Genomic DNA, 14,890 nt, shown 5'->3' on the forward strand with positions numbered 1-14,890 from the left:
CAGTCGTGCGGCGTGATGAAGAACTTCCGGTGCTGTGGGAGAAGGAGCTGGTGCGCGCCGGTGTGGACGTCGCTGCGCTGCGGCAGATCACCGTGGTGCTGGGGCGTGTGGGCGGCGGCAAGTGGCATGTTCCCGCGACCGGTTCGGGGTGGCGCAGCCATTGCCGGTACGCGGAGCGTCTGACGGGCAGTGCGCTCGTGCTCCTGGACGTGGTGGGGCAGGTGTGCCGGCACTGCGGGCCGCTGGTGGGCGTTGAGCCAGGCGAGGAGGCGCTGTGGTGGGCGGCGGCCGAGGTGGTCGCGGCCGACAAGCGGGTGCGCCGCCTGGAGGAGCAGGAGGCGGGTCCGCGGTCCTGGGACGGCTATGCCCGGGTGCTGTGGGAAGCTGCCCGGCACCGTGATGCCGAGGTGTCCGGGCTGCTGGAACCGTGGACGGCGGACCGCGCGTGCGGTGCGGGTGCGCGGCAGACGTTGCAGGCGTGGGCCGGGGTGCTTGAGCGGTCGGAGGCGGCGCTGGCCCACTGGCGTGCGGCGGCCCCCGCGGCCCGTGAGGCGACGTCGGTCAGCGGCGCGTGCGATGCGGTGGCCGCTGACGGGCAGGTCCAGCGGCAGGGTCTGCAGCTGGCGGCCGCGGTGGTGGATCGCTCCCGGTGGGCGCAGCAGCCGTTCGATGCGTGGGCGGCCGTTCGGCGGGCCTGGAGTGGGGCTCGAGACCAGGGCGCGGGTGAGGCAGAGGCGCGCGCGGCGGCCCTGCGGGCGGTGGAGGCCCGCTGGGGCGGGGCGAGGGTGCGTGATGTGACGGTGCTGCCGGAGCCAGCCACGGTGCCGGCCGGCGGGTTCTCTTCGCTCGCACGGTGGGCGGATGCCGAGTTCCGGCATCGGTGGCAGCAGTACGTGGCGGAGTGCTGCGACAGGCTCGAAGAGGCACTGAAAACGGCTGCCAGGGGCGGGCAGGCGGCGGGTCGGCAGCTGCTGCTGGTGACCGGCTGGCCGCTGGTGAGGCAGCGGGATGCGGAACTGGCTTACCTGGCCCAGTACGAGCAGCACGGGCCCGCCGTGCCGTTCGGCGGACGCCGCACCGGCTACGGGTGGGAGCCCGATCACGCCGTGGTGCTGGCAGTGCCCCGCTTCGCCGCCCGGCACGCCGCCGAACACACCCGCGAACAGCGTGGACGGATCACGGTCGGGCCGGACCTTCCCCCGGGTGCCGGCGTCCCCCAGGAGCAGGACGTGCTGGCGCTGCTGCGCGGCGCCTACCCCTATGTGTCGGCGGATGCCGAGCGCGACGGTGCGGGCGCGCGCCCCACGCCCCTGGTGACGAAAACGCGGGCGGCACGGCGCGATGCGGGGCAGCGGGGGCGGTCCGGACGTGGCGGGCTCGAATCGATCGAGCGGTACAACGACCTGGTCGTCGGCGCGTACACCTGGGTCCCGGACGACGAGCACCCTGGCCCCGCTGCAGCGGAACTGGCTGAACTGCCCATCCACTGGCTGAAGGACTGGACGCTGTGGCTGGAGGTCGAGTGCGGGATGCGGCCCGACACCGTGCTGCACCGCCTGTATGGCACCGTGACCTTCTTCGAACCCGACACCGGGCTCGTGGGGTTCTCCCCCACCGGCGGCCACCCGGTCATCGAGGTGCCGGTCCACCGGATCGTCGCGCTCTCCGGCGACCGCCAGCGGCGCGGGCACGGGGAGGTGCCCGCCCACGAACCGGTGGACGAGTACTGAGGAAGCTGGCCCGTCGATGGAACCACCGGCTCAGCGTGCGCCTCCACCAGGTTCGGCGGACTCCGCACCGGGCGTGCGCGGCGTTCGCGGTGCGGTCGAGGCAGTCCGACAATCTGCGCGAGCGGATGGCCGACGAGCAGTCCTTCCCGGCTCTGGTGGCCGGGCAGAAGGTGAGCCGGGTGCCGTGGGCGGAGTACGGGCGGTACCACGCGCTGCTCGTTCGGATGGCTATCCAGTGAAACGGCTTCGCGCACCCGTGCGCACTGCGAGGATGCTCGGGTGAGCAGCACACGTCGCCCGCATCACGGGCCTACCGTCCCGGAGTCCAGCATCCAGCGCCGCTTCGGACTGGCCGATGAAATGTGGGAGAAGCTGGCGCCGCTACTGGCCGAGGACGGCATCACTGAGGATGGGCCCCCGGTCCCCCTCGCCGATCTGCAGGCGGCGCTCGATCGTGCAGTCGCGCGCCACAACATGCAGCAGTTCACGGCCGTTGCGGACGAGCGAGAGGCCGCTGCCGAGGTGTTGCGCAAAGCAACGCTGGCCATCGCAGCCAACCACCCCGCGGTGCTCCGGAGTCTGCTGAGTGCCGTGGAGGCGGAGGTGAGCGAGCAGTCGCCTGCGTCCGTGGCCGGGTGCACCGGGATGGCCCTGGGACTGCTGGACGAGTGGCTGACCGAGCGTGACCCACAGGTGCCGAAGGGCCTGGCCGTGCGCGCCCCGCGGATCGTCCCTGCGCGCTGGCCGGGGGCGCTGCCGGCCGGGGATGTACTCCCACTCGCCCGAAAGGGCCGGGCGTTCAGCTCAGTGGTGACGCTCATCAAGCGGCATCAGGGCGGCTTCAACGTCTTCAACGTCTTCAACGGCAGCGTGCTGGCCCTCGGCGTCATCTGCGAGTTCTGGGCGACGCACGCGGACGAGGACCTGGACGCGCTCACCGCCCGCATCATCCGCTAAGGGGCGAACGAGGGCCTCGGCCTTCCCTGCCGGGTGGTGATTGCCAGCGAGTGATGGGGGTGCCTGTCCGGACGAACGACTCCCGGAGCCTCTTCAACGCGTTGCGGCTGGGTCACCTGCCTCCAGTTCAAACGCCCCGCGGCTTGCGACCCGCCGCCTTCTTGACCGGCGGCTTCTTCGCGGCCGCCTTCTCCTTCGACTTCGGTATTTCGTCGGCCTCACCTCGGGAGACCTTCGCCTGCTCGACGCTCGCGTTCAGCGCGGCCATCAGGTCGACCACCGTGGCCGGCTGCTTGGGCTCCGGCGCTTGCGGTAGTGGCATGGCCTGGCGCTCCGCCTCGATGATCTTCGCCATTGCTGCTGGGCGAGATTTACGCGCTGGCCCATGACCGCTGAGCGCCACGGCCATCGAGTGTCCTTGCGGGGCCGCGCAAGTCGGCGCGGCCCCATGTCTCCCCCGCCGCGTCCACCGTCGACGGCTCGTCAGGGGCCTGTTGAGTGATGCGGTGGTGGTGGCATCGCTGGGGAAATGCTCTTGTGCGCGTGCCCTGGTCGTACGCCCCAGCTCATTACCGGGCGCCTACAAGGACGAACGCCGGGACGATGAGCGAGAGCAGAGTGGTCATGCGGGGAGGTCTCTCCTGCCTGGCTGACGCTTGGGTTCACACGCCTGCGAACTGGCCCTGCGACTGGCCGGTCTGGCGAGGCGCGTGGCCGGGAGTCGGGTTGTAGCGGAGCGCAGACTGGGCCGCCTGCGTGTACTGCTGTGCTGCGATGCCGAGCATGGCGTCAGTCGACATGTGGGGAGTGTGAGCCGCCTTGGTGACCACGGTATTGGCCTCCTCGGTCGACCGCCGCAAAGTGACCGTGACCAATTGCCGCGCCATCACCCGGGGATCCTGCGGGCCTCCGTCCGTCGGTGGGGCGGTCTGGCGCGCGTCAGAGTAGGCGGCGGAAGCGATCTGGACCATCAGGTCGCCGTTCAGGGCCTGCGCGTTGCTGCTCGTCAGGTGCGCCTCCTGAACCAGGAGGAGTGGGTACCAGGGGGTGGGGTGACGCTGCATGGCTTCGAAGAGGGCTCGGTGTTCCGGGACTGTGAAATCTTCACCGCGCAGCGCCAGGTACTGCTCAGTGCGCATGAAGTCCGGGTTCTGGAGTGCAGCGTCGATGATCGCGCGCTCGCGTGCAGGGGTGGCATAGGCCGTCTCCCGCTGGGTGGCTCGAACTCGTGTGGTCTGAGGAGAGGTTGGCGTGGCCGCGTTGTTCACGCGCTCCCGCAGCCGCTGAAGCGCGGCCACGGAGCGAGCCAGGGTAGCGAGGAGTCCTTGACTTACGGGGCCCGCGGAGCGGATCTCGGCGCTGGTCTGTTCACCGAGCTGGGCGACGTAGTTTCGGATGTGGGGGTCAAGGACAAGTTCCCGTGCGTGCCGACCGATCTGGTCGGGAGGGAGGTGTGCCAGGGAGGCGTTCTGGTCTTTGAGGAGGAGGAGCTCGGCGTGCTCCCAGAAGGTGCGATCGCTCAGAGCTTGTGCTGCGGCAGGGTCGGTAGTCGCTCGCTGCGCGAGGATGGCCTGCATGTTGTCGACCGTCATGCGGGTGAGAGTGATGACCCTTGCATCGCCGACGAGGTATGGATCGTGTGCGGCCGCAGACTTGATGACGGCGTTGGGGCCGGTAACGAGGGCCTGCCAGGCTACGTTGAGGAACTCGTCGTCGAAGTCCTCGCCCTGAAGCCAGTAAGGGGAGGCTGCTGGATCCTGGGGCTGGTAGCGGAAGGCCTCGGCGTTGCGCGGGTCGTGGAGTACGGCGCCCACGATCGACAGGGCACCCCATGCCTTGATGTCGGCTTGGACGTCTCCCGGGAAGGGCGGGGCCTGGGTCAGCGGCTCCTGGCGGGGGCTCGCCTTCCAGACCTCGATTGCGTGCTCGTAGGCGGTGGAGGGGTGACCGTGTTGTGGACCTTGGAGGTAGTTGATGTACTCCCACAGCCCACCTTTTCCCTCCCAGGCGTTCCGGTCCGCGATGAGCCTTTGGGCGGCTGGGTCGCCTTGCGCTGCCCGCGCCTGGTAGAGGTTCCAGAGTCCGTGGTAGAGCTCTATTGCCGGGGGCTTGGCGAGGTCTCCGTCGGGAGCTTGCAGCGCTGCGTTGCGGAGGACCTCGTACATGTCTCCGAGCAAGGGGGTCCGGAAGTCTGCTGGCTGTAGCCAGGGCTCCCCCGGAGCTGCAGGGTTGGTCAATCCCCAGTGCACGAAGCTGGGGTCCTGCAGAATCCCGTTGATCGTTAGAGCTTCATGCCGTGAGACGTCTGAGGCGTTCATCACGACTCTCCGGCTGCTTGGTCCGTAGTGGCGTTCAGGACCGTGCTGGGTTCGCTGTGGATCGTCGGCACCACTGTGGCGTGCGCGGCGCGCCAGCGGTCGACCTGGGCGTCGACGAGTGCGCTGCCAGCCTCGTCCAGGGCGTACCACTGTCCCTCGTCGGGCCGCCACCAGCGATCCGCGTACCGGATGGGGGCGCCGGTGAAGTCAGCCAGGACGTGCGCCTTGCCCTTCTCGATCAGTTCCTGCATGGCGACCTGGGGGATGGGGGCAGCCACGATGCGCTGCAGGGCGGCTGCTTGGAGACGCTGTGCTGGTGTTGGCGGATTTGCAGTGTGGTCGGACACCATGCCCCCTGGCGATCGCGGTGTGGCTGTGAGCCACGCTGGGCGCGTAGGGAGCACTGAGACAAGGGCTATCCGGATCGAGGGTCTGCGCTTCCCGTGAGGCGGGCTGGGTCTTGCTGCCTGTCCCGTGGAGCGGGCACCCCAGCGGCTCTGGAGGTGCCGGTGTGGCCGCTGCTCTCAGCCTCTCAGCCACCGTGTGATCGGTCGGTCTAGGAGATGCTTCCCGTGTGGCGGGCGGCTCTTCTCGATGACGTTGCGCCTGGCGGGAGCGGCGGACCCTTTATCCAGACGGGGGAAGACAACTCCGTTCGAGGTTCTCAGGCTGGGAGACGTGCCGTGTGATCGGTGCGTGCCGTGCGATGTCCCAAGGAGTGCAGACCTGATGAGCCAGCCCGATGCCACCCGCGTCTCCCCGCCGCCGGACTACGCGGTGCTGGGGCTCTCCACCACTGATGAGGTGGAGGCGCAGTGGGTGACCCCGGATGTCGCAGATGCCCTGGCACGGGTGCTGGTCTGTGAGCGCGCCGGTCTTCGAGGGCTCGTGCTGGAGTTGGACGAGGATGGCGCCGTGCCCCTTGAGTCCCGCGAGGTCGCGGCGCGAGCGTTGGCAGGGTGGCCAAGTGGTGGTCCCCGACATGAGGCAACGGATGTGCCGGATCCTCATGCGGAGGCTGGGAGGTGGCTGGCAGGCGTCTTGGGTACAACGGCAGCGCCAGCTTTGGAAGCCGCGTCTGCCTCGTGGGATACGGCCGCGGCAAAATGGGCCGCCTACTTCCCGAATTTGCCGTCCGCTGAGGCGAGGGCTCTCGCAGGGCTCACCGATGAGGCTGTCTGGGAGAGGTTCTGCACCGGAGGAGTGGAGCTCATCGACCTCCTGCGGCACATGGACTCCTTCGGCTCGGATTCCAGGACGAGTCCGGCGGGCGGAGTGCGCCCGCTGTCGTACTACGTACACGGGTTTCAGCGTCTCAGCGCGGCCTGCGACGCGGTTCCTGAGCTGAGGCAGGCCGCTGAATTCTTCCTGTTGCAGGCAGTGCGCAGCAGTCAGGAGGCTGCGGAAGTCGGCGGCTTCGTCGGGGCCGGGAGCGCGGACATGCATGCCTGGGCTCGAGATCGGTTTGGCGACGATACGGTGGCGGTGGCGGCGGCTCAGGCACGTGCAGCTCTGTGGCGAGCCGGTCGGCAGTTGAGCGCGGCCGACCAGCGCCGGGCGGCCAAGTGGCAGGCCCACCACCCGAGCGCTCGGCGAGAGCGGCACCTGCTCGACACCTGGTGTGCGCAGCACGGTCTCGGGGTCTCTGTGGGCTGTGAGCGCCACGCAGCAGGGCGGGTGGAGCGAGAGAGTGCGGAGGCGCAGCGTCAGGCCCAATATGCGTTGTGGGGGTACCTTGCTGAGCACGAGGCCGAACTGACTGCCCCCGACCCGATACGCCGTGGCCGGGGCAGAGACCAGTGGCTCCGGCACCGTCAGGAGGCAGGCCGGCTTGCCCTTGCGGCCTACCTGTCCGTGGAGCATGCGGCCGCTGATCTCGAGGGTGTCTTGAACCGGGTGGGGGCGGCTCTGGAGTCAGGCGAGGAAGAGTTCGCTGAATTCGCCAGCGAGTGGAAGGCCCTGCAGCAGGCGTCGGAGGCTTTGCGCGGTCTGCGGCCCGGAGAGTCGTCTGAGTCGGCCCGGCCGGGCCGTGGCTGGGGGATGTGGGCGCGGCCAGTTCCGAGGCTGTATCGCCTCACCGCCGATCGCGGCGAGCCGGAGGACGGCGTGACCAGTGAGCCCTTGGCCGCCGCGCTCTGGTGGCTGCGCAGGGATCGGTCAGGAAGTCGGGTCACGTTGTCGTGCTCGGACGCACTCGGCCACTGGCAGAGACTTACTACTCGCCAGCTGCTGCAGAGCATTCGGTACGCGGCGCTGAGCACCCAGGAGCGCTCCGAGTTGGATGCCGCGCTCGCTGTCTGGCTCCTGGAAGAAGGAGAGAGTTCCGGGGACAGAACCGACTGGCACCGCATGGGTCGCCGGTGGGCCGAAGTGTTGTCCGACGCCCCGCCGCGCGTGTCCGTCCTCACTCGGGTTCGGGCTCTTGGCCACGGCAAGGCGCGGGACGTGGCTGCCCTCCAGCAGGGTGCATCCCTGCCGGGCGATGGCGAAGGCGGCCTGTCCCATTCCGACGAGAGTGCGTTTGTGGACGGCGGGACGAGGGCCTTCCCTGATCGGCCTTCCGGGGGCTCCCAGACAATTCTGTTGGAGTCCGCGCAGGCTGGTGATGGGTGGTACCTCCATGCCGCCCTGGGCAGGAGTGGTCGCACCGTCGTCGCCGCGATCCGCCCCTCCGGCGAAGGTGTGATACTCGCGGAGAGCAACACCGTGGACACCTCTCGGCTCTTTGCTGCGGTGGTGGGGCGTGTGTCGGGAAGTCCCGAGGCTCAGCGAACCCAGGTGGAGCGGCAGGTGGTGGCCGACGAGACCGCAGCGTTTGCGTTGCGGTCGGGGCGGGCGGAGCAGGCCCCGTGGGTGTCCTACCTTCGCGACATCGAGGAGGAATTCCTGAGCGGCCAGGCCACCCTGGCTCAGTACACCGAGGCGGCCGAGCAGGCGTGGCACCAGCTCGCTCAGTTGATTTCGAGGGGGCAGCAGCCTGACGCGCGTGGTGCGCTGGACCGCTGGTATGAGGTGGGCGTGTCCGCGGATCCCTCCGGTCCAGGAGAGGTCTACCTCGACCTGGCTGGTGCACTGTGTGCTTGGGCCCAGCGGGACCGCCCTGACGAGCGCTTCGTGATTATGACGGGTGTGATTGCCGTTCCTGGCCGCAGTGTCCTGCACCTGCCGGATGTCTGGTTGGCCGATCTCATCGGCCCCGGCCAGCAGGTCACCGGTGCCCGTGGCCCTCAGGTGGCCGCGGCATTGGCGTCCTGGGTTCATCACCAGGCGCGGTCGACTGCACTCGGGAGGCTGGGAGGGAAGGATTCGATCGCCTGGATGCGGGCCGGGTGGGCGTGGGGCCTGGTGTTCGGCGTACCGATCCCCGAGAGAGTGGCTGATGAGCTCAAGGGCCTCGGGCTCCCTGGCGAGATGGTGCAAGCGGCGGCGCGGTCGGTTGCCACAGCTGTCGCGCAGCTGCGGCTGGAGCCCGCGGCGGCGGATAGCCGCAGCGGCTGGCTTCTCCTGACGGCCGCAGCGGCAACGTGGGACGAAGCGGTAGGCCCCTCCCGGGCCTACCTGGACAGGCTGCTACCCACGGGCCCGATCGCTTCGGAGGCCGACAGCTCTGCCCAGAGCGACCCCTTCTTGATCGCCGCACGGCGCATCGGATTTATCGCGCAGCACTCGGGGGCGCCGGCCCTTGGCGCCGCATATCGAGCAGCAGCCCGATTCGGGGGACGAGGCACGGACCTGACGGAACTGCCCGCGATGCCCTCCCGGACGCTGGCGCGGGCCATCGAAGTTCAGAGGCGAACGCCTCGCGAAGCCGACCGTGCCTTCCAGGCTGCCGAGGCTCTTTCTCAGGCCGCGGCACTGCTGACGCTGTACGTCGAGGGGGGATACTCCGAGCAGGCCGTAGCCGATCTGCGGCAGTCTGTCCGTGAAGCCCGGGGCTATCTCTCGGCCGTATGCCGACAGCAGGCGGCCAGCCTCGTTGACGATCGTCACCCGCTCGGGTCCGTGTCTACGGGGGCGTCGCAGACCCCCGGGGAAGACGGGAACGACTCTGCAGGCGAGCCACCGGCTGCCAGGACCCGGGCGGGGTAGCAATCGCGCAACAAGAAGGGCACCAGAGTCGGACGATGAGGTCGGGAAGCCGGTGAGCGCTGCCCGAGGGGGCGTCTTCGGTCACTTCGATGTGCAGTGACTCCTGGCACTCGGTGCACCGTACCCAGTTCGGGTCCTGCTGCATCGCCTTCGCCACTCGTGCACCCAGCTCAGCTCCACTCCCCCCGCCCATGCTCTGACATTACGCGCTGCTCAGGGCGGTCACATTTTTCTTTCTCGGACGGCCAGAGGCTCTTGTCGCTGCAACCAGGTTCGCTCGTTGAAGAGGGGTGCTGACGCCTCGGGGCGTACCCGAGTGCGGCTACGAGATGCGCTCGTCGTCCTGACCGGCGGATCCGCTGCCGTCTCAGGTACCTGGCAACACACGAGGGCGGCATGACGGCGTTGCGTCAGGCAGGTGTGACCGTCACCGACGGCACCATTCGCCGCTGGTTCAGTCGCACCCAGCGGCCCGGCACGGCTAACCGAGAGCTCGTGGACACCGCCTACTGGCCCCTGCGCGCCCACAGCATGCTGCGGAACTTGATGAGTTGGTTGAAGAGGTACTTGGACAACAAGGGGCGTGGGAACACCCTGGAGATTTACACCGTCGATCAGACCACGGTGCGGGGAAAGTACCGACGGGACCTCAACGTCCAACAGCCAAGAAGGCCCACCGAGAGTGGCCGGCCTTCTTCGACGCGTTCCAGGAAGGCAACGAAACTAAGCTCCGAGTCGCTGGGAATCCTTCATTCGCGATATCGACTCCGGCTGGGCGGCATACACCTACGTATCACACGTCGGTCTCATCGGTGCCTGATCTGCAGGCTTCCGACGACGTCTTGCCGCCGCAGCGGGCGTCCGGAAAGCGCCTGTCCCAGCCAGCAACTGGCCCGAAGCGGACCCGTCGGCGGCGGGTTCTCAACTTCCACCCCCACGACAGAACCGTACTCGCTACCGTTAGGGCACTGGTGCGGCGCGCCCCCCGTCGCGCCGCACCGACCTCTCCACTAGCTCAAGGCTGCCGCGACAGGTTATGCCGAGGGCTCTGCGACTCACAACACAACGACAGACCGTGCGAGTGGTGAAGGGTTGCCCCCTGCGATGCCAAACACTGGGGTCACGACGTCTGCTCTTCCTTCCCATCGGCCGCGTCGCCTTCGCCACCTTCGCTGGTGAGCGCGACAGGACCGTAGTAGACGCTTCGCCCCTGAGTCGTGCGCTCCAGCTTGCCCCGCGCGACGTGCGCTTCGAGCGCCTCCCGGGTGGCCGCAACACTTGAGGTGAAGTCCGTGTGGCGCTGGGCGAGTTCCTTCGTGACCTCTGCGCTCGAGCGCGGCTGGCCGACCTCCGCGAAGTAGTCCAGGATCAGCTGTCGCCGGCTCGGCCCCGGCTCGGCCTGCTCCACAGTGGTCTCCTTGGCCGTCTTCTTCGCGGTGGTCTTCTTCGCGGTGGTCTTCTTGGCTGCCGCCTTCTTCCCGGTGACCTTCTTCGCCGCGGCCTTGCGGGCGGGCACCCGGACCGGGCTTTCCTCGCTCACAGTGGCTGCGGAAGCACCTCCGGACTCACCGGCCGTCGCCGCCCGGACCCCCAGCTGTTGCGAGTCCTGCGCACCTGCCTCCCGCGGAACCTTCGCACCAGGCTTGGACGACGAGCCCTCCTCATCCGAGGAAATCACCGCCTTCATCTTCCTCAGCAGGTCGAGCTCGCGTTCCACCAGCGCGAGGCGCGCGACCAGCTCCGCATGCTCCTTCTCGCGAGCTGCCAGGTCTTCTTCGACCTTGGACGTGTACTCCGTGTAGAGGCTGGCGCTCTCCGCGGGATCAGACACTTGCTATCTCCATTCGTCCAAATGGTGTTGATCCGGGATGCTACTCACCGCAGTCACCCGCGCACCGTGTACTGCGACAATCCCACACGCACGAGGTCCAGGAAGTCTGCACAATGGCACGGCGATTGGAGTTCACCGCCGGCCACTGCGAACGAGGTCCAGAGAGATCCGGAGAGCACCATCATGGGCCTGTGGTCGCCGTCGCCACTCCCTATGACCGCTGCCTTGCTTCGCCCTGTCGAGGACGCCCCGCACGCCGTTGTCGGTGCCAGGTGGCAGGATCTGGTGTGATTCAGTCGGTACGCCGCACAGCAGTAGATCAGGGAAAACGGAGAGCACGAAATGAATCGCACTGAGTTGGTGGCCGCGCTGGCCGAGCGCGCCGAGGTGACCCGTAAGGACGCCGACGCCGTTCTGACCGCGCTCGCCGAGACCGTCGGCGATGTTGTCGCCAAGGGGGACGAGAAGGTCACCATCCCCGGCTTCCTCTCCTTCGAGCGTACCCATCGGGCCGCCCGCACCGCCCGCAATCCGCAGACGGGTGATCCGATCGATATCCCGGCTGGCCACACCGTCAAGGTCACCGCAGGTTCGAAGCTCAAGGATGCGGCCAAGGGGAAGTAGGGCAAGCCAGTTTGGCGCTGAGGCTCGTCGGTAGGTTCCGGCCCCGCCGGCCGGGACCTGCCGCACCTACCGCCTGTGCCCTCTGCACCAGCCGCTCGTATAGGGAGCGAATTCCGTCCCGGGATGGCGAGGGATGCGCATCGGGTCCGAAGTCACCGGGGTGCCGAGGAAGTGCCGAAGTAGGCGGCCGGGTCCGCTTGCTTGAGCACGACCTGTGCGGCATGGCGGGCGTCAGCGGATACGTCCCCCAGTTCGCGGACGAGCCCCGCAAAGATGGGTGCGTCGAGTTCGTCGGTTTCGCCCTTGCCAGCCGGCTGCATCTGGTCGTCCGTTCTTCCCCATGGGGTTTGGAAGAGGCGAGTTTCCGGCTTCACCGTGGCTCCTTGCGGTGGGCGGTGCGGGTTGATGGCCGGTCAGATATGGGTACGCAGGGCGGCGTGGGTCTTGGCGACCCACGCTGTGGAGCCTGCCGGTAGACCTGATGCTGAACGGCTGCGCAGCCGGAGTTCGACCCAGTTCGTGGTCTCGCTGAGTTGGGTTCCGCTGTCGAGGTAGTGCAGTTGTCCGACGGCGGGGCTCATCGTTCCCGGGCCGGAACGGACGGTGACGCAGTCGCGGATGACGTACCAGGTGTCACTCGTGGGTCGAGCCGGATTGGGACTCGAGGCGGTGGATGCGGAGGCAGTAGCCGCTATGCGTACGAGGCGAAGGTGGGACACGAGCAACCTCCAAGATGGCGGACCGGAGCCGGAGCGGGGGAACCAAGGGGGATCCAGGCTCGCGTTCTATCCGCGTCGTCGTCACCGGTGCGCCCGCGTGACGGGCCGCGCGCTCGTCGTATCCCGCTCGGAGGCATGCCGAGGGGAGTGGCGAGCCCGCAGCGTCGGAAGCCGTCGGGTGTGGATTCCGCAGCTGCAGCGCGAAGTCAAGGAGCTCGTCGCGACGTATGAAATGCGTTACGTGGTTGCCAAATCGCAGCGCTCGCAACGAGGTTGGCGATGCTGAGGCATGGGGGCGCCAGGGGCTGCTGTTAGTCTCCAGGGCGCTGGAGATCGCAGAGACGTGCGGGTCGACAGGGGGCGCAGATGGTATGGCGTAGGCATGGCATTGCGGGGGCTGTCGTCGGAGCGGTGCTGGCCGCGTGTTTGCTGTCCGCATGCAGTGATGCGGGGGAGTCGAGCGGGAAGCCCGGGCATCCGGAGCGGTCCAAGCAGCCCGGTTTGGCCAAGCTGACTCTTCCGTCGGGCTACGACGCCAGCCGCGGATGGGATGCGGTGCTCCCCTGGCTTCCGCAGAAGGTGGGCTCGATTCCGGTCACTCCCGTCGGGTCTGATGGCGTGGGCCTTCTCCAGGCGGCATCCGGCGGGTATTCGGTCCGTGTTCACGAAGCGTTCACCGGCGCCATCCGTTGGTCAGGCAAGGCCTGGACTCCGCCTGCCGAGGTTTCCGGGGCGGAGGGTGATGGCACTGAAGCTGCCGAGATCCCGGAAGTGATCGCTGTGTCGGCTGGAGGCCGCGAGTACGTCGTGGCTTGGGCGCACGGCAGGCGGGGCAAAGACCGGCTTCATAACGGCCGTGAGGTCGTCGACTTGGTGGTGTACCCGGCAGACAGCAAGGGCCAGGAGGTCGCGCCAGCACGCGAGATCTCTGTTCCCGTCAACGCTCGTCCCGGGCAGGTGCATGTGAGCGGAGGGGATGGATCTCTCCTCGTCTCGTGGGGCGGCGACGGCCTCTACGGCACCTCGGCTTCCAAAGTAGATGTCTCCACGGGGACGGTCACGTTCTTCGGGAAGGCCGACGCGCTGCTCCCACAGTGTGCCGACACCACGGGCTGCTCTGGCAGCATGGTGTTGTCGGCGACCTCGCGGGGCCCGGTGGTCGCTTTGGGCAGCGGCGGGTTCGGGGTTCCTGGTGGCTGGCTGAGCAGCAGTGTGAAGCCGGATGGAGTCGCCGCTAAGTCGGGGTTCCTGGGGGAGTTGAACGGACGGGCCTATGGTGTGTCAGGTACCAACCTTCTTGCCTCATGGCGCACCGGCAAGTACGGGGACGCCACCCCGATATGGGCGGTGCACGACACTGCGAGCGGACGAATCAAGGGGCAGATGGCTTGTGCCGCGAAGGAGTCGTCAGGCTCCTCCGGCGGCTCCTACGCGGTGGTGTCCTCCCCCAACGGGCGCTATCTAGCGGCTGGTCCGGTTGCCTTCGACTTGGAGACGAAGAAGGGCGTGTGCCTGCAGGGCGACGGCAAGCGCAAGACGATCAATGTGGCTTCGGTCAGCGATGCTGGCGTTGCATACGGGGCCGTCGAAGCGGCGGATACCTCGGATTCGTCTGGACCCGTTGTCGCCGAGGTCGTGCTGAAGACCGGCGCCTCCTCAGTTCTCAAGGCGGGTACCGAGGTTCCGATCGCCCATGTGGGAGACAACGGCCTGATTGTCCGCCGAGACGGGGCGGACCAGGTGCAGGTGTGCCTGCGCCGCGTGCGTTAGTTCTCTTCGGTCTCGACGATCACATGGAGTGGTCGAGTGGATCAAGGGGCCCCGGGCGTCGGACTCACGCCCGGGGCCCAGTGTCTTCACAGTGGCTGTCCGCCTGCCTACGCCCCTTCGCGGAGGGCTTTGCGCAGGTGGGATCCGTAGAGATGGCCGCGCTGGTCCAGAAGATCTGCGTAGTGCAGTAGAAGTGACCAGTGGTGGTCAAGGAGTTCCTGGGCCCAGGCTGCTGCCCGCTCGGTCTCGTCTGCGCTGGCGGCTGTCGCCTGGACGGCGGCTCTGCTGTTGCGTGCCGCGACTTGGGTGGCGAGGTCCCGTCGCGGAGTCCACAGTCCTTGCTCTCGCAGCCACCGTTTCTGGGCCATCGCCCCGGCCTGGAGCAGAGTGAGGTAGGCGTGCCGGGTATGCCAGCGCACCTCGGTGAAAGCGTCGAAGCGGGTGCCGTCGGAGGCCGTTCCCGGCTCGAGGGCACACTCGATGACGTGTGCCTGTCCCGTGGCCACTGCCGTGAGTGCGTGGCCGATTTCGCGAATGGCGGTGTAGCGGCGGAAGAGCGCATCGGGGAGGTCGACGACCTGGGCAAGAGTGGTCATCGCAGGCCTCGCTTGGCGGAGGGAAGCCGACGACTCCAGGGGCGTCTTGTAGAGCGCCGCGCCCGGTCGGCGCGGCGCTTGTGGCGGGCTGTGGCTCCCAGGCGGGCCGCTAGCCGGTCGCGCTGGGCACGGCGCAGGCGCTCGGAGTGGTCTGCCCGGATGAGCTCCTCCGGGAGGACATGCATGGACAAGGTTTCCTCGGATTCTTGGTCCGGCGTCGGGGGTCCTGTGCGCAATGCCAGTCTGTGGAGCGCGG

Annotated in this window: 12 protein-coding genes; 6 read left to right on the top strand and 6 right to left on the bottom strand. The window is 68.2% G+C overall.

All coding sequences use genetic code 11. The features are described from left to right. The first annotated feature begins 5 nt into the window (after positions 1-5). Genes AC07DS_RS16470 through AC07DS_RS16480 form a run of 3 tightly spaced genes read left to right on the top strand, consistent with a single transcriptional unit; the run spans position 6 to position 2,687 of the window. The gene (locus tag AC07DS_RS16470; protein WP_479145889.1) at positions 6-1,730 is read left to right on the top strand and encodes a hypothetical protein; all 1,725 of its coding nucleotides are present in this window, start codon (positions 6-8) and stop codon (positions 1,728-1,730) included. A 35-nt stretch (positions 1,731-1,765) separates the two neighbouring features. Then, positions 1,766-1,969, top strand: coding sequence for a hypothetical protein (locus tag AC07DS_RS16475; RefSeq protein WP_479145891.1), 204 nt, complete (start codon positions 1,766-1,768; stop codon positions 1,967-1,969). Positions 1,970-2,009: 40 nt separating this feature from the next. Further along, complete coding sequence (locus AC07DS_RS16480; RefSeq protein WP_479145893.1) at positions 2,010-2,687, top strand: hypothetical protein; 678 nt, start codon at positions 2,010-2,012, stop codon at positions 2,685-2,687. Between the two features lie 127 nt (positions 2,688-2,814). On the opposite strand, the gene AC07DS_RS16485 is transcribed toward AC07DS_RS16480, so the two are convergent. From AC07DS_RS16485 to AC07DS_RS16495, 3 genes are all read right to left on the bottom strand, one after another. Beyond that, positions 2,815-3,042 (bottom strand): hypothetical protein, encoded by a 228-nt coding sequence (locus AC07DS_RS16485; RefSeq protein ID WP_479145894.1) that lies wholly within the window; start codon positions 3,040-3,042, stop codon positions 2,815-2,817. A 307-nt stretch (positions 3,043-3,349) separates the two neighbouring features. After that, positions 3,350-4,852 carry a DnaB-like helicase N-terminal domain-containing protein gene (locus AC07DS_RS16490; protein WP_479145896.1) on the bottom strand — a complete coding sequence of 501 codons (1,503 nt, stop codon included), beginning with the start codon at positions 4,850-4,852 and terminating at the stop codon, positions 3,350-3,352. Positions 4,853-5,004: 152 nt separating this feature from the next. Beyond that, complete coding sequence (locus AC07DS_RS16495; RefSeq protein WP_479145898.1) at positions 5,005-5,283, bottom strand: hypothetical protein; 279 nt, start codon at positions 5,281-5,283, stop codon at positions 5,005-5,007. A 451-nt stretch (positions 5,284-5,734) separates the two neighbouring features. Between AC07DS_RS16495 and AC07DS_RS16500 the strand changes: the two genes are divergently transcribed. Continuing rightward, on the top strand, positions 5,735-9,094 hold the full coding sequence (locus tag AC07DS_RS16500) for a hypothetical protein (RefSeq protein WP_479145899.1): 3,360 nt from the start codon (positions 5,735-5,737) through the stop codon (positions 9,092-9,094). A 1,120-nt stretch (positions 9,095-10,214) separates the two neighbouring features. On the opposite strand, the gene AC07DS_RS16505 is transcribed toward AC07DS_RS16500, so the two are convergent. Further along, entirely contained in the window at positions 10,215-10,925 is a 711-nt protein-coding gene (locus AC07DS_RS16505) for a hypothetical protein (protein ID WP_479145900.1), read from the bottom strand. Positions 10,926-11,267: 342 nt separating this feature from the next. Between AC07DS_RS16505 and AC07DS_RS16510 the strand changes: the two genes are divergently transcribed. Continuing rightward, positions 11,268-11,549, top strand: a complete 282-nt coding sequence (locus AC07DS_RS16510; RefSeq protein ID WP_479145902.1) for an HU family DNA-binding protein — start codon at positions 11,268-11,270, stop codon at positions 11,547-11,549. Positions 11,550-11,701: 152 nt separating this feature from the next. Here AC07DS_RS16510 and AC07DS_RS16515 read toward each other — a convergent pair whose 3' ends face one another. Further along, a complete protein-coding gene (locus AC07DS_RS16515; protein WP_479145903.1) occupies positions 11,702-11,923 on the bottom strand; it encodes a hypothetical protein in 222 nt (73 codons plus the stop codon). Between the two features lie 846 nt (positions 11,924-12,769). Here AC07DS_RS16515 and AC07DS_RS16520 point away from each other — a divergent pair. Beyond that, complete coding sequence (locus AC07DS_RS16520) at positions 12,770-14,038, top strand: hypothetical protein (protein WP_479145904.1); 1,269 nt, start codon at positions 12,770-12,772, stop codon at positions 14,036-14,038. Between the two features lie 107 nt (positions 14,039-14,145). On the opposite strand, the gene AC07DS_RS16525 is transcribed toward AC07DS_RS16520, so the two are convergent. Beyond that, positions 14,146-14,634, bottom strand: a complete 489-nt coding sequence (locus AC07DS_RS16525) for a hypothetical protein (RefSeq protein ID WP_479145906.1) — start codon at positions 14,632-14,634, stop codon at positions 14,146-14,148. Between the last annotated feature and the right edge of the window lie 256 nt (positions 14,635-14,890).

This window comes from Streptomyces sp. NPDC044064 (assembly GCF_056434245.1).

Bases quoted from the DNA above. Each gene is read 5' to 3' on its own strand.
- AC07DS_RS16485 (WP_479145894.1), bottom strand. From the start codon at position 3,042: ATGGCGAAGATCATCGAGGCGGAGCGCCAGGCCATGCCACTACCGCAA.
- AC07DS_RS16490 (WP_479145896.1), bottom strand. From the start codon at position 4,852: ATGTACGAGGTCCTCCGCAACGCAGCGCTGCAAGCTCCCGACGGAGAC.
- AC07DS_RS16500 (WP_479145899.1), top strand. From the start codon at position 5,735: ATGAGCCAGCCCGATGCCACCCGCGTCTCCCCGCCGCCGGACTACGCG.
- AC07DS_RS16510 (WP_479145902.1), top strand. From the start codon at position 11,268: ATGAATCGCACTGAGTTGGTGGCCGCGCTGGCCGAGCGCGCCGAGGTG.
- AC07DS_RS16525 (WP_479145906.1), bottom strand. From the start codon at position 14,634: ATGACCACTCTTGCCCAGGTCGTCGACCTCCCCGATGCGCTCTTCCGC.